Origin of the sequence: Corynebacterium sp. NML 120412, assembly GCF_002285155.1 — a bacterium.
Lineage (GTDB): Bacteria > Actinomycetota > Actinomycetes > Mycobacteriales > Mycobacteriaceae > Corynebacterium > Corynebacterium gottingense.
Genome location: NZ_NSGL01000001.1, coordinates 1282012 through 1300118, shown reverse-complemented (window position 1 = coordinate 1300118; position 18107 = coordinate 1282012). Strand labels below are relative to the sequence as shown.

General features: G+C 68.9%; 19 protein-coding genes, 1 tRNA gene and 1 riboswitch. Of the genes, 11 read left to right on the top strand and 9 right to left on the bottom strand.

The features are described from left to right. Positions 1-3: 3 nt before the first annotated feature. Positions 4-249, bottom strand: coding sequence for a three-helix bundle dimerization domain-containing protein (locus tag CKJ84_RS05940; RefSeq protein ID WP_095546227.1), 246 nt, complete (start codon positions 247-249; stop codon positions 4-6). 250 nt (positions 250-499) lie between these two features. On the opposite strand from CKJ84_RS05940, the gene CKJ84_RS05935 reads away from it, so the two are divergent. Next, entirely contained in the window at positions 500-979 is a 480-nt protein-coding gene (locus CKJ84_RS05935; RefSeq protein WP_143340321.1) for a hypothetical protein, read from the top strand. Here the strand turns inward: CKJ84_RS05935 and CKJ84_RS05930 are convergent. Then, entirely contained in the window at positions 904-2343 is a 1440-nt protein-coding gene (locus CKJ84_RS05930; RefSeq protein WP_198949244.1) for a hypothetical protein, read from the bottom strand. The genes CKJ84_RS05935 and CKJ84_RS05930 overlap by 76 nt on opposite strands. Beyond that, on the bottom strand, positions 2327-3052 hold the full coding sequence (locus CKJ84_RS05925; protein ID WP_233125515.1) for a porin PorA family protein: 726 nt from the start codon (positions 3050-3052) through the stop codon (positions 2327-2329). Before CKJ84_RS05925 ends, CKJ84_RS05930 begins: the two co-directional genes overlap by 17 nt. Between CKJ84_RS05925 and CKJ84_RS05920 the strand changes: the two genes are divergently transcribed. Further along, on the top strand, positions 3029-4129 hold the full coding sequence (locus CKJ84_RS05920) for an acyltransferase (protein ID WP_198949256.1): 1101 nt from the start codon (positions 3029-3031) through the stop codon (positions 4127-4129). The genes CKJ84_RS05925 and CKJ84_RS05920 overlap by 24 nt on opposite strands. Here CKJ84_RS05920 and CKJ84_RS12045 read toward each other — a convergent pair. Continuing rightward, positions 4062-4394: a hypothetical protein gene (locus tag CKJ84_RS12045; protein ID WP_143340320.1), complete on the bottom strand. Its 333-nt coding sequence runs from the start codon at positions 4392-4394 to the stop codon at positions 4062-4064. The genes CKJ84_RS05920 and CKJ84_RS12045 overlap by 68 nt on opposite strands. A 16-nt stretch (positions 4395-4410) precedes the next feature. Further along, positions 4411-5403 carry a selenide, water dikinase SelD gene (gene selD, locus CKJ84_RS05915; RefSeq protein WP_095546224.1) on the bottom strand — a complete coding sequence of 331 codons (993 nt, stop codon included), beginning with the start codon at positions 5401-5403 and terminating at the stop codon, positions 4411-4413. 24 nt (positions 5404-5427) lie between these two features. Between selD and CKJ84_RS05910 the strand changes: the two genes are divergently transcribed. The 3 genes from CKJ84_RS05910 to CKJ84_RS05900 all read left to right on the top strand — a co-directional run bounded on the left by CKJ84_RS05910 (position 5428) and on the right by CKJ84_RS05900 (position 7412). Next, positions 5428-5522 (top strand) — tRNA-Sec (locus CKJ84_RS05910). 23 nt (positions 5523-5545) lie between these two features. Further along, complete coding sequence (locus tag CKJ84_RS05905; protein WP_095546223.1) at positions 5546-6217, top strand: SelB C-terminal domain-containing protein; 672 nt, start codon at positions 5546-5548, stop codon at positions 6215-6217. Between the two features lie 118 nt (positions 6218-6335). Then, positions 6336-7412 (top strand): HNH endonuclease signature motif containing protein, encoded by a 1077-nt coding sequence (locus tag CKJ84_RS05900; RefSeq protein ID WP_143340319.1) that lies wholly within the window; start codon positions 6336-6338, stop codon positions 7410-7412. An 11-nt stretch (positions 7413-7423) separates the two neighbouring features. On the opposite strand, the gene CKJ84_RS05895 is transcribed toward CKJ84_RS05900, so the two are convergent. Further along, positions 7424-8620, bottom strand: a complete 1197-nt coding sequence (locus CKJ84_RS05895; protein ID WP_095546221.1) for a hypothetical protein — start codon at positions 8618-8620, stop codon at positions 7424-7426. Between the two features lie 60 nt (positions 8621-8680). After that, entirely contained in the window at positions 8681-9625 is a 945-nt protein-coding gene (locus CKJ84_RS05890; RefSeq protein ID WP_095546220.1) for a DUF808 domain-containing protein, read from the bottom strand. 112 nt (positions 9626-9737) lie between these two features. Next, positions 9738-9849, top strand: a riboswitch (TPP riboswitch). Between CKJ84_RS05890 and CKJ84_RS05885 the strand changes: the two genes are divergently transcribed. From CKJ84_RS05885 to CKJ84_RS05870, 4 genes are all read left to right on the top strand, one after another. Continuing rightward, complete coding sequence (locus CKJ84_RS05885; protein WP_095535184.1) at positions 9844-10467, top strand: ECF transporter S component; 624 nt, start codon at positions 9844-9846, stop codon at positions 10465-10467. It overlaps the preceding riboswitch by 6 nt. Next, on the top strand, positions 10468-11793 hold the full coding sequence (locus tag CKJ84_RS05880) for an ABC transporter ATP-binding protein (RefSeq protein WP_095546219.1): 1326 nt from the start codon (positions 10468-10470) through the stop codon (positions 11791-11793). It begins immediately after the preceding gene. Continuing rightward, positions 11790-12551 (top strand): energy-coupling factor transporter transmembrane protein EcfT, encoded by a 762-nt coding sequence (locus CKJ84_RS05875; RefSeq protein ID WP_095275809.1) that lies wholly within the window; start codon positions 11790-11792, stop codon positions 12549-12551. Before CKJ84_RS05880 ends, CKJ84_RS05875 begins: the two co-directional genes overlap by 4 nt. Continuing rightward, a complete protein-coding gene (locus CKJ84_RS05870) occupies positions 12552-13019 on the top strand; it encodes a hypothetical protein (protein WP_095546218.1) in 468 nt (155 codons plus the stop codon). Here the strand turns inward: CKJ84_RS05870 and CKJ84_RS05865 are convergent. Together CKJ84_RS05865 and CKJ84_RS05860 are read right to left on the bottom strand one after the other, a co-directional pair. Next, on the bottom strand, positions 13016-13552 hold the full coding sequence (locus tag CKJ84_RS05865) for a DUF402 domain-containing protein (protein WP_095546217.1): 537 nt from the start codon (positions 13550-13552) through the stop codon (positions 13016-13018). The two genes, CKJ84_RS05870 and CKJ84_RS05865, sit on opposite strands and share 4 nt — an antisense overlap. 5 nt (positions 13553-13557) lie before the next feature. Continuing rightward, a complete protein-coding gene (locus CKJ84_RS05860; RefSeq protein ID WP_095275816.1) occupies positions 13558-14244 on the bottom strand; it encodes a hypothetical protein in 687 nt (228 codons plus the stop codon). A gap of 239 nt (positions 14245-14483) precedes the next feature. On the opposite strand from CKJ84_RS05860, the gene typA reads away from it, so the two are divergent. Further along, positions 14484-16400, top strand: coding sequence for a translational GTPase TypA (gene typA / locus CKJ84_RS05855; protein WP_095275818.1), 1917 nt, complete (start codon positions 14484-14486; stop codon positions 16398-16400). A gap of 11 nt (positions 16401-16411) precedes the next feature. Further along, positions 16412-18058: an ABC transporter family substrate-binding protein gene (locus tag CKJ84_RS05850; RefSeq protein WP_095546216.1), complete on the top strand. Its 1647-nt coding sequence runs from the start codon at positions 16412-16414 to the stop codon at positions 18056-18058. Positions 18059-18107 lie beyond the last annotated feature (49 nt).

The window sequence follows — 18107 nt, the reverse complement described above, 5'->3', positions numbered from 1 at the left end:
CGTTTACGCAGCAGTGGCGGGCCACAAGTTGCCGGAGCGCAGGCGCGCGCTCATCTCAGCCTCGACCAGGACCGGGATGAAGTGGTCTAAGGTCGCGCCATCGCGGTGCGCCTTGAGGATGGAATCGAAGGCGAGCCCGATCTCCTCGGCGTCGAAGCGGTCGGACCACTCGGCGATGAGGTCTTCGCGGATGTTGCGCAGTGCGCGCTCGCGGATAATAGAAAAGTCGATGTTGTTGATGTCCTTCATGAGGGTCTCCTTTGCTGTGTCTTGGGGTAGTTCCCCCGGACTACCGGGTACGTAACCTTTTGTTCATCTGCGGTTAACTTTAGTGGCGCGGGTTTAATCATGCAAGGATTTCAATGATTGGGTCTGCTCATTTATTGGAGTGGGCCAACTAAAAACGGAATATACGCTGGTAAGCGGGTTTGCCTACGAAATTTCAGTGATCCATATATGCGTGAATAAAAATACGCGTGAACACTGTTACGCTTGTGACATGACAAACCTGGAACGAGACCGCAGGGTAAACGGTGTGCCCTTGGCCGTCATTCTTGTCGCCACGGTACTGGTGGTGCCGATGGTCGGTGGATTCCGCTCCGACCCGTTCAGCTGGATCCTTCTGGGATGCTTTGCCGCCTACGCCTTCCTTTACTCGCGCATCACGCTGCACGTCTGCGTTGACGACCGCGGAGGTAGCTCCGCCCTGCAGCTGCGCCTTGCAGGCCGAGAAACCGCGATCCCGCTGGATCGGATCACCGGCGTCGAAGAGGCAGGCCCGCAACCGAGCCTGTGGTCTTGGATGTTCTCCCCACCGCACTTAAGCGGCCCACGGAAGGTCGACGGAGCTGAATGCTACTCCGTCGGTGGCCCGACAGTACGCATCAACACCACAGATGGCGACTACGCCGTGTCCGTGCCGGACCCCGAGACCTTCGCCGCCGAGCTGCGCGAGCACCTCCCCGCAGCTACCGCGTAGGCCAGCGCCGCCAAGTAACCCGCGAAAAGCGCAATCCCCACCGGCGGCAGCCCGCGCGGGGGCGCGCCCGTGTCCACCGCGCGGCCGTCCGGGTACACCACCAGCCCCACCCCGAGCTCGCGCAAACGCGCCAAATCCACCGGCTCCTCCGACACAGCCTCGCGCGCGGCGACCCACCGTGGCGATGGGGGATCGACCAGGGTGGCGTCGACAAGCAAAGCCCCGGACTCCACGACATTCATGCACTTCGGCGCCGGATCCACCGTCGGCTCACCGCGCACGAGCGTCAGCGGCGCACGCTCAGCGAAATACACATCTCGGCCCGCGGCCGCCACCGCCGGGCACTCGACAGCGGCGGGGCGCAGCTTTTCGACGCCCACCGCACCGTCCGGCACCTGCAACAGCGCACACGCGAGCGCGGCTGCGGCGCGACGCGGGGTGAGCGCCCCCGCCGCCGAGACGAACGCCGGAATGGCCAGGACGAGCCACTTCTGCGCGTCGCGCAGCAGCCCGCCGCCGGGCACGTGCGTGACCACGGGTTCGGTCAGCCCCGCCCAGGACGCGAGCGCGACCGCAAACCCTGCCCCGGCCAGCGCCAGCCAGCGGCGCGGAACCGCACGCCACCCCAGCCCGAGCAGCACGAACAGCGGGATGCCGAACAGGGCAAAGCCGACCTCGCGCGAAGCCGGGACCGCCGCCCCGTTCCAGATGCCGCCCAGTCCCATGAGCGCGCCGAGGGTGCCCACGTACTGCTCGGCGCGCGGCGCGAACGCGGCAGCGCTTGCTGCAGTCGCGATCCCGCCACCAGCGGCGAGCGCACCCGCCACCACCCACGGCGCACACGCCAGCACCGCAACAACCACGCCCACGCGGTCGCGCACAAAGCAGGCGGCGGAAATCGCCCCGGTGGGAGTAAGCGAGGCGACCCACTGCGCCACCGGACCCGCCCTTCCACCCAGCGCGACCAGGGGAATGAGCCACGCGGCGACGGCCAGCGACCACTGGCCCTGCAGCAGACGCTCGATGACCAGCGGGTTCCACACCGCCACCGTCATCGCCGCCGCCTTGCCCAGCGGGTGGGTGCCCAGGCGGTGGCCGGCAACGGCCGCGGCGGCGGCCGCGCCGATGACGAGCACGCGCACGAGCAGGACCGGGAACGGGACGAGGCCCAGCAGCGCGTCCTGTGGCACGTTGCGCGCGGGCAGGTCGCCGAAGCCGAGCGAGGCGCGGGTGAGCGCCATGTCGGGCAGCACCATCATGTCGCGCAGCGCGAACGCACCGCCCGGCAGGAAAAACGGCCAGGTCAGGCCCAGTACCAGCAGGGTGCCGTAGGCGGGCAGCAGGTACTTAGCGGCGGCGCGCAAGGAGCACCAACGCCCACACGATTGCAATTGCGGCGACGAACCGGGTCACCAGCGCCATGATCTGCAGCGCGCGCAGCCACGTCGTTTCGCTGCGGGCGCGGTCCACCGCCGCGGACTTGGAGGCGTCATTGAGCGCCCAGACGCCGGAGGGGAGGGACCAGGTTTCGTCGACAAGCGTGCCCGTGCGCCGCTCCGCATTGACCGTGCGCTGGGTGCCGTCGGGCAGCGTGGCGCGGTACTGGTACGTGTCCAGGCCGCCGACGGAGCCCGGGCCGAGGTAGTCCAGCGGGACCGTGGCCTGCGCGCCGGGGTCAAAGTAGGGGTACGAGCGGCGCTCCGGGCGGTACGGCAGGTAGGCGCCGAGGCCCTGGCGGTCCTTCTCCGGGAAGGCGGTGGTGCGGTTGATCTGGAAGGAATCAGTAAACGCGTTCGGGCCCGTCTGCTCGGTGGAGAGCGTGTAGATGTCCTTGTCCTTGCCCGTTGTGGGGTCAGTGGCCGTGGACTTCTCCAACGTCGTCGTGCGGGTGAAGTGCTCGCCGTCGGGGCCGTCAAAGGTCATCGCGTACGTGCCGGTGGGCATGGTGCGCTGGTGTGCGATGACGATCGGCGATGCAATGTTGAACGCCAGCGCGCCGACGGCGATGCCCGCCGCCCACGCAAGTTTGCGCTTCTTTACAATGTCCACATCGAAAAGCTCACCGAAAACCACACTCGAAACTCTAACCTACTGCCGGAACTCGAGGGCCTGCGCGCCGTCGCCGCCCTCGGGATCCTGACCACGCACGTTGCCTTCCAAACCGCGAACCACTCGCCACTGCTCGCGCGCTTCGACTACTTCGTCGCCGTGTTTTACGCCCTGTCCGCGTTCGTCCTCGCCCGGCGCGGGCCGCGGCCCGGGTACCTCGCGCGCCGAGCGGCGCGCATCGCGCCCGCGTACGTGGTGTGCGTGGTGGTGGCCCTGCTCGCGTTGCCCGCCTTAAGCGGGGTGGGCGTGGGCCAGGCGGTCGCGAACCTGCTCATGCTGCAGATCTACGTGCCCGATGGGCTGATCGCGGGGCTGACCCAGATGTGGTCGCTGTGTGTGGAGGTAGCGTTTTACCTGGTCCTGCCGCTGTACCTGGCGCGCGGCGGGCGGGCGCGCAGGAGGGTGCTCGCCGCGGCGGTGGTGGCGGGGCTGGCCTGGCCGTGGCTCATCCAGCCGCTCTCCAACCCGGAGGTGGTCAACCTGCAGATCTGGCCGCCGTCGTACGCGCCCTGGTTCGCGGTCGGGCTCGTCTGCGCGGAACTGGAGCGCGTCGGCCTGCGCTACCGCGGCCCGCGATGGCCGTTCCCGCTGCTGGCCATGCCGGTGGCGTGGTTCGCCGGGGTCGTCGGACCGGAGGGGCTGACCCACCCCACGCCGGCCGAGTTCAACGTGCGCGTCCTGCTCGGCGCGCTCTTCGCCGCCCTGTACGTCGCGCCCTACGCGCTCGGGCCGAGGGAGGGTGGGACGCTGCTGTCTACGCGGCCCGCGATGTTGGCCGGGCGCTGGTCATACTCCGTGTTCCTGTGGCACATGGCGGTGCTGGACCTGGTGTTTCCGGTGCTCGGGGTGCCCGTCTTCGGCGGACACTTCTGGCTGGTCCTGGCCGTGACGGCGGCCGCGAGCCTGGCCGTGGGCTACGTCTCCTACGAGCTCGTGGAGGTGCCCGGCGCGCGGGTGATGCGCGCGGCGCTGGCTACTCGTCGCGGTCCGGCCACGCCAGGCACGCCACCGCGAAGCACCCCACAACCGGCAGGAGCGTAGCGCCCGCATAGCTTGCCGACGGCCACGGGGCCCTCGCCAGCACCAGCCCGGCGACCACCAGCGCGCCACCGGACAGCCACGCGGACGGCAGTACCCCGGAGGCGCAGCCCTGTCTCTTATACACATCGCGAGGGGTATAAGAGACAGCCCGTTGCGGCATCATCGCCGCGGGGAAGCGCTCCACCGAGGACCCGAAGTACGTGGTGGAGCCGCAGCGCGCCAGGTTGCGCGCCCGGCAGGAGGCGGGACAGGTCGGCGACTCCATCACCACCGCGTCCTAGCTAGCGCACGCGCACGCGCCCGGTGCCCCCGGTGGTTTCGCCGATGATGGGGTAGCCGGGCACCTCGCCGATGACCAGGAGGCCGCCGGAGGTCTGCGCGTCGGCGAGCAGGAGCAATTCCTCTTCGTTGACCCCATCCGCATCAACGTGCGGGCGCACCCAGTCCAAGTTGCGCTGCGAACCACCCGGGACGAAGCCTTGCGCGAGGGTGTCACGCGCGCCGTCGATAAGCGGCACCTTCGTGTGGTCGATGACCGCGTCGACGCCGGAGGCGCGCGCCATCTTGTACAGGTGGCCGAGTAGGCCAAAGCCGGTGACGTCGGTAGCGGCGCGCACACCGGCGTCGACGGCGGCGCGGGAGGCGTCGCGGTTGAGCGTGGTCATGACCTCGATGGCCTCGTCGAACCACTCGCCGGTGGCCTTGTGGCGGTTGTTCAGCAGGCCGGAGCCGATCGGCTTGGTCAGCGTGATGGGCAGACCGGGGGCGGCGGCGTCGTTGCGCATAAGGCGCGCGGGGTCGATCGTGCCGGTGGCGGACATGCCGTAGATCGGCTCGGGTGCGGAGATGGAGTGCCCACCGGTGACGGAGATGCCGGCCGCGCTGGCGCCGTCGAGCCCGCCGTGGAGGACCTCGCGGATGAGCTCCTGTGGCAGGACGTCGCGCGGCCAGCCAAGCAGGTTGATGGCGGTGATGGGGGTGCCACCCATGGCGTAGACGTCGGAAAGCGCGTTGACCGCGGCGATCTTTCCCCAGGTGTACGCGTCGTCCACGACGGGGGTGAAGAAGTCGGCGGTGGAAATGACGGCAAGGTCGTCGCGCACGCGGATCGCGGAGGCGTCATCGCCGTCGTCCAGGCCGACGATCACGCTGGGGTCGTGCACGCCGACGAGGCCCTTGACGGCGTCTTCCAGCTCGCCGGGCGGGATCTTGCAGGCGCAGCCGCCGCCGGCGGCGAATTGGGTGAGGCGAATCTTGGGGTTCGTGGTGCTCATGTGGCCTATGGTAGCGTTTTGCGCGGAGGCGTACGTGTCCTGGTGGGCGCCCCAGTCTTCAAAACTGGTGAGGCCGAGCAGCTCGACCTGGCAGGTTCGATTCCTGTCCGTCTCCGCCACGCTTTTCGAGGAGGACACGAGCTTGACCGACACGCGCCGCCACATCCCCCGCACCGACGCGCTGCTGGCGTTGGCGCAGGACACGCCGCTCGCCGCGCACGCGCTCAAGTCCCTCGCGCGCACAACGCAAGACGCTTGTCGACGCCACCTTATCCCACCCCACGCCGCCGAGTCTTACTTCCTCGCACTGGTTGGCAAGGGTGTCGCCTCTATGACGCCGGTGCTCAACGCGACGGGCGTGGTGGTGCACACCAACGTAGGGCGCGCGGCACTCGCGCCGGAGGCCGTCGACGCCCTCGTCGACGCCGCGGGCTACGTGGACGTAGAGATGGACCTCGCGACCGGCCGCAGGTCGCGCAACCGCGGGGCGGGGGCCGGGTCTGAAGGCGCGCGCGAGGTCCGTGCCCCGCGAGGCACTGACAGCACCGCGAAGTCTTGGCAGACTGAGGCCCCGCTGCGTAGGCTGCAGAACAACCTCGACCCAGAGGTTGCGGAGCGCCCGGACGACCTCGTCGTCTATGGCGGCACCGCCCGCGCCGCGGAGCTGTTGCGCGACCTCGACTCGCCCTTCACCGCCTCGCAGGCGCGCCGCGTGTGGGACACGACCCGCCGCGTGGCGATTCCGCTGCTCGAGCTTCTCGACGCCCACGGCATCACCCGCCGCCTCGACGGCAACCTCCGCGCGCTGCGTTGAAAATCCCGAAACCTTATTAGACGTTGAAAACACCCCGCCGGTTCCCTTGTCGGCCGAAAGTGGAATCCTTCTCACAAACCATTGAACCCGCAGGTCAGGGGGGTTTATGCTGTGTGGCATGACGCTTCTCGACGACCTGATCACCCTCGACAGCCGCGGCATCGACCTTGTTGCCGCGGCCGCGTCGTTAAGCGCCGAGACCCTGATCTCCCGCGGCATGGACCCCGACCGCGCCGCCCAACTTGCCACCGCCGCCGAGGTTTTCTTCGCCCCGGTGCGCAACCGCCGGGCGCAGACCGCCTGCGTCGACGCCGCACGTGACCGCGGCCACCGGATCGACACCCTCGCTTTTATCGCCCGCTCGTCGCGCAGCCTGACCAAGGATGCGGATCGCTGGAAATACCGCCGCGCCCTGTGCGAGACCGACGGCGATTTGCGCACCATCATGCGCGCTGCGAAGAAACTCAAAAAGAAACTCGCCCCACCGACACCGCGGGCACCGAAAGCAAGCATTACCTACCACGACAAGGGACTGTCCACCCTGCACGTGACGGGGCGTACCAGCGACGTGCTCGCCGCCTACCACGCAGCACGCCCCGACCCGGCAGCCTGGTTGACCGGTGATGCCACCACCCGTGCTGCCGCACCTGCGGTGACCACGGTGCTCAACATGGACATCGGCAACTTCGCCGCCTGGCGCACCCACCCCGACAACGCCGCCGAGATCCAGGTGCAGCTGACCAACGGCGAGTGGCTTGACGGTGCCGAGTTGGTCAACCGGAAGCTCGACAAGGCGGGCTATATCGCGTTGATCTCGCCGACTGACGGGCCGGTCAACCTGTATGCGACCACCCTTGCCGGGGATGACCCTGTCAACCCGAGGCGGGCGACCCGGGAGCTGCGGCTGTTGATGAGTGCGGACGGGCCGACGTGCGCCTGGGCGGATTGCCACCAGCCGGCGGATGTCTCCGAGGCGCACCATCTCACTGAGTGGGCCAGCGGGGGTGGGACGGAGATTGGGAACCTGTGCTGGTTGTGTACGTATCATAATCGGCAAAACGGCAGGCCATCCCGCGGCAGGATGCACCGGCACCGCGGGCGCGTCACGTGGCAGAGCCCGAGTGGGTTTCGAATACCCGGCGGGGTTGATCACACAGACCCCGACAGACGCGAACAACGCCTCGCCCACATCTGACACACGCCCGCCTAGTCGGCCGGTGTGACTCCGTCGCGCTCTGCTATGAAATGCTGCAGCGTGCGGTCGGGGGCGCGGTGGTGCCCCTCGGCCTCGAGACCCGACGCTGCCTGTGCGCGCTGTTGGCGGCGCAGCTGCACCTTCTCCACTTCGGTGAGATAGTCACCCGCGCCGCTCCACGAGTGCTGGGGCGCGAACCCCGCGAGGCGCGCGCTGTGCAGGTCCGCGAACGATTCGGTTGGCGTGGGGTCCGGTTCCGGTGCTGGCGCTGGTGCTGGTTCCGGTTCCGGGTCCGGGTCGGGGGCGGGAGTGTCGTCGACGATGCCGAAAATCTCCGTCGGCGCGGCCATCTCGGCCGGACGGTCGCCGCCGGTGAGCGAGACGTAGCGCGCCGTGTGCAGTGGCTTGACCTCCTCGTCGGGGTCGGTCGCGTAGTCGTGTTCCACGGTGACAGCCCACGAGCCGTCGGGGAAGTCGACCACGGACCAGGGGCGGCGCGGGCGCGAGTCGGGGACGCTCAGCGCGGGGACGAGTACGGGCCCTTCGCCCGGTGAAGCGACGTCGAGGGCGGCCATGGCGTCGATAAGCACTGCCCTGGCGTAGACCTCTGGGGCGCCGAGGGCCGTGGCTTCTTCGACGAACTCGACGAGGTCGAGCGCGTCGTCGCCGGTGAAGCCGCCGAGCACGCGGCCGTCGTAGACCGCGACGACGGTGTCGGCGATGCGGTGCAGGGCCACGAGCCACTGGCCGGGGGAGAGCATCTCCAGCTCCTCGGCGGAGAACTCGCCCGCGGCGGTGTCGATGACCATCATGTCGCCGGGCGGGAGGACCCACGCGCCGGCCGGGGTGTCGTTGCGTGGCACGGCGAGCTGGGTCGGCGGCAGGATCACGGCCACGTCGAACTGGCCGGTGGCGGCGTTGAACCGCAGCTCTGCGGTCGTGCCCGGGCGGAGCAGCGACTTGTGCACGCGTTCGATGTCGGGGAAGCGGGCGCGGTCCTCGGCGGGGACGGTGCCGATCACCGCGCCGTTGTAGCGGACGCGCCACGACCCGGTCAGCGGGTTCGCCTCGAGGTCGACGTCGATGTACGAGGTGGCGCGGTTGGCGTCGAAGTCGGTGAAGAGCGCGGCCTGCACCACGTGGGTGAGCCGGATCTCTTCGCCCGCGCCCCAGATAGCGGGGGAGAGGGGGTAGCGCTGGAGTCCCACGGCCTTGGCCTCCTTCAGCTTGTGTCGTTCGTTGCCGTTTACTTTAGGCGCTCCGACACACTACGCGGCCTGGTGCCCCGCTTCCTTGTCGCGAGACGGCAGCACCTTCTTCACGCCGGAGACAATGGCCAGCACGATGAGACCCACGATGAGGCCGGTGACCAGGGAGATGCCGGTGTCGACGAGCCAGCCGAGCGCGCCGCCGCCGACGGCCTCGACGCCGCGCTCGATGAGGTCGTGCGGCCAGTGCCAGCCGAAGACCTCGTGGAAGCCGCGGATGATGAGGTGGCCGCCGACCCACAGCATGGCGACGGTGCCGATGACGCCGATTGCGGTGAGCACGTACGGCATGCCCTTGACCAGCGCGCGGCCGAGTCCTGGCGTGCGGCCGCGTTCGATCATGCCGTGGCCGATGTCGTCGACTTTCACCAGCAGCGCAACGGCACCGTAGACCAGCACGGTGAGGAAGATGCCCACCGCGATGAGGACGGCGGCTTCCATCCAGATCGGCTGGTCGGCGACCTCATCGAGCGAGATGATCATGATCTCGGCGCTGAGGATGAGGTCTGTCGTAATGGCGGACTTCACCAGCGAGTCTTCGTCCGCAGCCGACTTGTTCGCGGCGCGCTCCTGCTCGGCCTTGTCGTCGGCGGTGAGCTTGTGCACGATCTTTTCGGCGCCCTCGAAGCAGAGGTAGGTGCCGCCGACCATGAGCAGCGGCACGAGCGCCCACGGCGCGACCGCGTTGAGCAAAAGCGCAATCGGCAGGATGATGAGCAGCTTGTTGCGCAGCGAGCCCTTGGTGATCTTCCAGATCATTGGCAGCTCGCGCGCGGGCGTGACGCCGGAGACGTACTGCGGGGTCACGGCGGCGTCGTCGATGATGACGCCGACCGCCTTGCTCGAGGTTTTCGCGGTCATCGCGGCCACGTCGTCTGTTGATGCCGCGGCGGTGCGCGCGATCAGCGCGACGTCGTCAAGCAGTGCGAGGAGTCCACCAGCCATCTTCTTACCTTTCTGTTGACAGCGCTCCAAGCTTATCGACGATCACCCGCCCCGCCCACTCCGCACGAATCGGGCGGTTCCGGCGGCCCCGTTGCGCTCGGGTACGCTAATGATGCACTACACGGGAGCTGGGCGCGCGCCTGGCTGAGATTCCGCGATACGCGGTAAACCGTCGAACCTGATCCGGGTAATACCGGCGATAAGGAAGGAAGATTCGCATGACTGCGGCACCGAAATCCAACTCCTGGCGCGTGATCGACATTGTCACCGCCGCCGTCCTCGGCGTGGCCTGCGGCCTGCTGTTCGTGCTGTGGAACGGCGTGGGTTACGCGGGCTACAAGGCTATCGACGCCGTCACCCCCGGCCTCGGCGGCCTGTTCACTGGCATTTGGCTGATCGGCGGCGTGCTGGGCGGGCTTATCATCCGCAAGCCGGGCGCGGCCGTGTTCGTGGAGGTGCTCGCGGCGTCGGTCTCCGCGCTGCTGGGCAGCCAGTGGGCGATCGAGACCGTTTACTCCGGCCTGGCCCAGGGCCTCGGCGCGGAGCTCATCTTCCTCATCTTTATGTACAAGCGCTTCTCGCTGGACGTCGCGGTGCTCTCCGGTATCGGTGCGGGCGTGGGCGCGTTCGTGCTCGAGCTGTTCACCTCCGGGAACCTGGCGATGAGCCTGAGCTACAACCTGATCTACCTCGTGTGCACGGCCATCTCCGGCGCGGTGCTCGCGGGCCTGCTCGGCTTCGTCCTGGTCAAGGCGCTGGCGAAGACCGGTGCGCTGGACCGCTTCGGTGCGGGCCGTGAACGGCTGCGCGCACAGGCAGGCACGCCGAACCCGGGCCGCTAGATGCCCGCGATCCTGGCCGAGGGCCTGAGCTACCAGTACGCCACCCGCGCCGAGCCCGCGTTTACCGGCGTGGACCTGTGCGTCGAGCGCGGTGAGCGCGTCATCCTCACCGGCGATTCCGGCTCCGGGAAGTCCACGCTGCTTGCCGTGCTCGCCGGTCTGGCGGGCGGCGACGACGAGGACGGCCACAGCACCGGCACGCTCAGCGTCGACGGCACGGTCGGCATGGTGATGCAGGACCCGGAGGCGCAGACCATCCTCACCCGCGTGGGCGACGACGTCGCCTTCGGCGCGGAGAACCTCGGCGTGCCCCGCGAGGAGATCTGGCAGCGCGTGCGCGCCTCCCTCGACGCCGTGGGCCTCGACGTGCCGCTGGATCACAACACCGCGCACCTCTCCGGCGGGCAGAAGCAGCGGCTCGCGCTCGCCGGCGTGCTCGCGATGGGGGCGGACATCCTCATCCTCGACGAGCCGACTGCCAACCTGGACCCCGCGGGCCGCGACGAGGTCATCGCGGCGGTGGAGCGCGTGTGCAACGACACCGGCGCCACGCTCATCGTCGTGGAGCACCGCCCGCGTCCGTGGGCCCACCTGGCGACGCGCGCGGTGCGGCTGGGCGCGGAGGGGGTGGATGAGGTGGGCGTCGAGAAGCTGCCCGGCGCCCCGCAGCTGCCTCCCGCGCGGGGTGTGCCGAGCGAAACCCCCGCGGCGCTGACGACGCGCGGCGTGCAAACGCGCGTGGGGCCGCCGCGCGACCTGACCATCCCCGAGGGTGCGTCGACCGTGATCACGGGCCCGAACGGGGTCGGAAAAACGACGCTCGCGCACGTGCTGGCGGGCTTGGACGCGCCGAAGGCGGGCGAGATCATCTACGCGGACTCGATTACCCGTGGGCTGACCACGCCGGCGATCCGCTGGAAGTCGGCGCAGCTCGCCGAGCGCATCGGCTTCGTCTTCCAGGAACCGGAGCACCAATTTGTCACCTCGACGGTGCGCGAGGAGATGGCGCTGTCCGGCGCGTCGCAGGCGCGCATCGACGACCTGCTGCGGCGGCTGCGGCTGTCGCACCTCGTCGGCGCGAACCCGTTTACCCTCTCGGGCGGCGAGAAGCGCCGGCTGTCGGTGGCGACCGCGCTGGTCAACGCGCCGAGCCTCGTGCTTTTCGACGAGCCCACGTTCGGCCAAGACGACCGCACCTTCGCCGAGCTGGCGCGCCTGATCCGCGAGCTCACCGAGGTGGGTGTGACGGTGGTGTCGATTACGCACGACGAGGTGTTCATCGACTCGCTCGGCGACCACATCATCCGGTTGGAGACTGCATCGTGAACCTGCTCGAGGGGATGAACCCCGTCACGCGCATCCTGGGCCTTGCGCTGATGACCACGCCGCTGTTGGTGAGCATCGATTGGGTCTCCGCGACCGTCGCCATCGTGGCGACGCTCCTGCTCGCGCCGCTGTGCGGGGTGGGCTACGGCAGGTTCGCGCGCCGCGCCTGGCCGATTCTCCTGCTCGCCCCGGTCGCGGGCATCCCGATGGCGCTGTACGGCCAGTCGGGCGGCGAGGTCTACCTGGACTACGGGCTGATCCAGGTCTCGGAGCTGTCGGTGTCGCTGGCGTGGGCGATTACGTTGCGCGTGCTGGCGGTGGCGCTGCCGGTGGTGGTGCTCTCCGCCGACGTGGATCCGACGGATCTCGGCGATGGGCTGGCCCAGGTGCTGCGCCTGCCCGCGCGGTTTGTGCTGGGGTCGGTCGCCGCGCTGCGCATGCTCACGCTGCTGCGCGAGGACGTGGAGGCGATGCGGCGGGCGCGCCGCTCGCGCGGGATCGCGGACATGAACCGGGTTCGCTACGCGTTTTCGCTGGCCTTCGGCTTGCTCGTGATGTCGTTGCGCCGCGCCGGCAAGCTCGCCACCGCCATGGAGGCGCGTGCGTTTGGGCGGTCGGGGACGCGCACGTGGGCTCGAGAGTCGAAGATGCATGCTCGCGACTGGGTGGTGCTGGCGGTGTGCGTGGCGCTCGCCGCCGTCGCGCTCGGCGCGGCTTGGGCGACGGGGGAGTTTCGCCCGGTGTGGGCGGTGGGCTAAGTGCCGTACACGCTGCTTATCGACGGCCCCTCCGGCGCCGGAAAGACCTCGCTGGCCAACCAGATTGGCGCCGCGCTCGGCATCCGCGTGGTGCACCTGGACGACTTTTATCCCGGCTGGTCGGGCCTCGCGGAGGGGGCGGCGATGGTGGCCCGCGACGTGCTCGACCCGGTCGCGCCCGGATACTGGCGGTGGGACTGGGAGCGCGACAGGCGGGGGGAGTGGGTGCCCCTTGACCCGCGCGCGGATGTGATTGTGGAGGGGGTGGGGGCGGTCACGTGGGCGTCGATAGGCAAGGCCCGGGCGCGGGGCAGCGTGGACACGCTGCGGGTGAGCGCCGACGAGAACTTGCGCAAGCGGCGGGCGCTTGCACGCGACCCGTACTACGCCGAGTATTGGGACATGTGGGCCGCGCAGGAGGCGCAGCTCGCCTGCGTTCCGGTGGACGTGGAGGTGCGGCGCGTTTAGCCGGCCGGGGTGAGCTCGACCTTGTCGGCCCAGGTGAGCTCGATGCCGAGGGCGCGGAGCCACTCCATCGCGTCGTCGTCGTGGCGAGTGATGCCCTCGACCGCGCGAAGGGTGACGTCGATCGCCTTTTCGGCTTCTTCGGCGGTGATGAGGCCGGCGGAGCAGGCGGCGGCGAGCTCGTCGATGTCAAGCACATCGATCGGGTTGCCGGTCAGCGACACAAGGTCGACGTAGAGGTCGCGGGTGCGCCAGACGTCGCCGTCAACGTCAATGTCCGCGACGTCGAAGTAGAAGTCTTGCTCCTTCTCCGCGCCCTCGCGGAAGTGGAAGATGTTGGCGCGCAGACCAAGCTCGGGCAGCAGCCAGCTCTCCAGGTAGCCGAAGCGGGGGTGGTTCGCGCCGCGGGCCATGTAGAGGCCGAAGTCCGTCACCTTGTACGTGTCCACCTCGCGGAGGAAGCCCTTCGGGTCGGTGTTGGTGTTCGACGTGGTGTCGAAGCTTTCCTGCTTCACGGGGTGCAGGTCGGCGCTCATGGTTACTACCTCACGTGGAAACTAGCTGCGGTGGGGGCGAACTTGCAGACGTTGTCGGCGGTGCGGGCACTGCCGTCAATGACTGCCAGGACGCGGCCGGCGCCTGTCGCGGCGGTGCCGGACAAGGTGGTCGGTCCTGTCGGGTTTATCCCGTGGTTGCCCAACGGCGTTACACCGGTGCGGAAATTGTCCAGGTTGATCCAGTACGCATTCATGAGGCCCTGGTCCTGCGCTGCCGCCGGCGTGCCGAGCGCCGTGAAGACGAATGTAGCCTCGCCCGCGGCGGCGCCAGGCTGGGGGCTCGTGGCGGGGCCGGGGACCACGAGCGCGGAAGCGGTGGAGTGCATACCAGGGCCGATGCAGTTGGAGGAGACGGTCGGCCAGGCGAACTGCGTGAACGCGGGCGCGTCCTGCGGCAGCTCGGGGCCGCCGAGCTCGCCTTGCCCGGCGTAGAAGGCGAGGGCGGTGCGCAGCAGGTTGGCCGCGTCAGCGGGGACGAACGGCTGGCTGGCAAACGCCTCGACGCGCGCAATGGTCTCGTCGTTCGGGCGGCCCAGCGTGTCGAGCGGGTTGGAGGACGTCGTGGAGCCGACGGTGACGGGCCCCGCGGAGGGAGCGGCGTGCGCGGCCGGGGCGACGGCGAGCGTGGCGGCGGCAAGTGCGCTAGCAGCGGCGATGGCGGTGGTTCGCACGGCGGTGACGTCTTCCTTCGGGGTCTCGGGGCTGGGGGCTCGACGCAGGGTCTGGCGCGCACGAACGCGCGCAACACACCCGCACCTTGCGCAACTACAGCAACAGTAGTCACTTTTGTCACACTGTCAAGGTGGGGTGGAGGGGCGTCGATAAGCGAAATGCTCCAAACGTGCGAGTTGGGCGCGGCAGGGGTAAGGTTTAAGCGTTCTACCGCCTATGTATAAGGAGCACCGGATCAGTGTCGCATCCTGAATTTCGTAACGTCGCCATCGTCGCCCACGTTGACCACGGCAAGACCACCCTGGTGAACGGCATGCTGGAGCAGTCCGGTGTGTTCGGCGACCACGGCGAGCACGGCGACCGTGTGATGGACTCCGGCGAGCTTGAATCCGAGCGTGGCATCACCATCCTGGCCAAGAACACGGCGATTCGCCGTAAGGGCAAGGGCAAGGACGGCCGCGACCTGGTCATCAACGTTATCGACACCCCGGGCCACGCCGACTTCGGCGGCGAGGTCGAGCGCGGCCTGTCCATGGTGGACGGCGTGGTGCTGCTTATCGACGCCTCCGAGGGCCCCCTCCCGCAGACCCGCTTCGTGCTTGGCAAGGCCCTCGAGGCCAAGAAGCCGGTGATCATCTGCGTGAACAAGACCGACCGCCCGGACGCGCGTATCGACGAAGTCGTGGAGGAAGCACAGGACCTTCTCCTCGAGCTCGGCGCGTCCCTGGAAGACCCGGAGGCCGCAGAGGCCGCCGAGAACCTGCTCGAGCTGCCGGTGCTCTACGCCTCCGGCCGCGAGGGCCGCGCGTCGCTGGAGAACCCGGGCAACGGCAATGTCCCGGAGAATGAGGACCTCCAGCCGCTCTTCGACGTCATTTACGACACCCTGCCGGAGCCGTCCGCCGAGATCGACGCGCCGCTGCAGGCCCAGGTGACCAACCTGGACTCCTCCTCCTTCCTCGGCCGTATCGCGCTGATCCGCGTGTACAAGGGCACCGTGAAGAAGGGCGACACCGTCGCGTGGGTCCACTACGACGCCGAGGGCGAGCAGCACGTGAAGAACGTGAAGATCGCCGAGCTGCTGGTCACCGAGGGGCTCGACCGCGTCCCGGCGACCGACGACGTGGTCGCCGGCGACATCGCCGCGGTCTCCGGTATCGACGAGATCATGATCGGCGATACGCTGTGCGACCCGGAGCACGTCGAGCCGCTGCCGCGCATCAAGATCGATGACCCGGCGATCTCCATGACCATCGGCGTGAACACCTCCCCGATGGCCGGCCGTAACGGCGGCGACAAGCTCACCGCGCGTATGGTCAAGGCCCGACTCGACCAGGAGCTCATCGGTAACGTCTCCATTAAGGTGCTGCCGACCGAGCGCCCGGACGCCTGGGAGGTCCAGGGCCGTGGCGAGATGGCGCTGACCGTGCTCATTGAGACGATGCGCCGCGAGGGCTTCGAGCTCACCGTGGGCAAGCCGCAGGTGGTGACCAAGGAGGTCGACGGCAAGACCTACGAGCCGTACGACCACATGATCATTGACGTCCCGTCCGAGCACCAGGGGGCCGTCACCCAGCTCATGGCCAACCGCAAGGGCCAGATGACCACCATGGGCAACGCCGGTTCCGGCGACTGGGTCCGCATGGAGTTCGACGTGCCGTCGCGCGGCCTCATCGGCTTCCGCACCACCTTCCTCACCGAGACCCGCGGCGCTGGCATTGCCAACTCGTACTCCATCGAGCACCGCCAGTGGGCCGGCGAGATCAAGGGCCGCCCGACCGGCTCGCTCGTGGCCGACCGCTCCGGCCAGGTCACCGCGTACGCGCTGCAGAACCTCGCGGACCGTGGCGACTTCTTCGTCGAGCCGGGCGCCGAGGCGTACGAGGGCATGGTCGTCGGCGCGAACAACCGCGACGAGGACATGGACGTCAACATCACCAAGGAAAAGAAGCTGACCAACATGCGCTCCGCCACCGCGGACGCGACCGTCACCCTGGCGAAGGCGCGCACCCTGTCCCTGGACGAGGCCATCGAGTTCTGTGACGACGACGAGTGCGTCGAGGTTGCCCCGGAGGCCATGCGCGTGCGCAAGATCATCCTCGACGCCACCGAGCGCGGCCGCGCACGTTCCCGCGCGAAGGCAAAGAACAAGTAAGCGGTCTCCCCATGCACGTCCCCGCACGCAGGTGGTGTGCCGCGTTCGGCGCAGCGCTGCTGCTCGCGGGGAGTGCCGGGTGCGCCGCCAACCCAGGTCCGCCGCCACTGGTGGACCCCGCCGAGGTGCAGGACGCCCCCGGCGGCGACACCAGCGCCAACGATGCTGGTGACAGCGCCGCGGAGCCGGACGAGGAGACGTCGACAAGCAAGCCCACGCAAGGCCCCGAGCGGACCCAGATCACGGTCGGCACGGACACGCTGCGCAACGGCCTGAACCCGCACTTGCGCGCCGACGAGTCCGCGATGGTGCGCAGCATTGCCAACCTCGTGCTGCCCAGCGCGTTTGTGGACGGCGTCCGCAACGACGAGCTGCTCGTCGCGGCGACGCGGCTGCCCACCTCGAGTTACGCCATGACGGTGCGCTACGTCATCGCGCCGGAGGCGCAGTGGTCCGACGGCACGCCGATTACCGGCGCTGACTTCGCCTACCTGTGGCGCGGGATGTCGCACACCCCGGGCGCGATCGACGCGGAGGGGTACGACGCGATCGTGGGCGTGCGGGTGAGCGGCGACGGCGGAAAGGTCGTCGACGTGGACTTCGCCCGCCCGGTCCGGCAGTGGCAGAGTCTGTTCCAGCACCTGCTTCCCGCGCACCTCTTCGCGGCGGACGCGTCGGACTTCCGCGCGGCGCTGCACGACACGATCCCGGCGTCGGCCGGCCGCTACATGGTGCGTGAGGTGGACCGCGGCCGCGGCACGGTCACGCTCAACCGCAACGACAGGTTTTGGGGCGAGTCGCCCGCGCAGATTGACATCATTAACCTCCAGGAGGTGCGCACGACCACCCAGGTTGCGGACCAGCTGCGCGCGGGCCAGCTCGCGTTCCTGGACAAGACGCCGCAAGAGACGTCGTCGCGAGTGCTCGACCTGCTGCCATCAACACAGACGCGCCTGATCAGCACCCCGCGCACGCTCGGCGTGAACGTGTCAGTGAACTCGGGCCTGTCCCGCGGGATGCGCGAGGAGCTTCGCTCGCTTATCGACGTTCCACTGCTCGCCCCCATCAGCGCCGGCCGCTCCGCGGACCTGGACCCAGCCGAGCCTACCCCGCCCCTGGAAGGCGAGCCTGTGCGGCTGCAACAGTTCGTGGAGAAGTACCGGCCGCTGCGCATCGGCGTGGACGCCTCCGACACGGCCGCGTCCGCCGCGGCGCGCTCGCTCGCGGACATCCTCAACGGCCGCGGAGTGCGCGCGAGCGTCGTGTCCACCGATACCGCGTCGCTGCTGTCCAGCAGCATGCCCGATGGCAACGTTGACGTGCTGGTGGGGTGGCGGTACGACGCGGGGACCACCACCCAGCTGGCCGGGCGCGTGGCCTGCCCTACAGGCAAGTACCTGGAGGAGAACGTTTCCGGGCTGTGCACGCAGGAAAACCAGCTACTGGCCAGCGCCATCCTTTCCGGCGAGGTGGGCCAAGGCGAGGCGGCGCGGCGCGTCGCCGACATCGAGCAGCAGGAGGTGCTCTGGGTGCCGGTGGTGCGGGAGCGCCGCATCCTGGCGCTCGGGACTACAATCGACGGCCCCGACGCGGACCTGCAACGATGGAACCAAGGCCTGTCGAGCGCCGCGCAGTGGACGCTCACCGGCACTGAGTAGCAGCCGAGCAGCGCACGCCGCCCAAACCAATTCAACGCAAGGAGTAGAC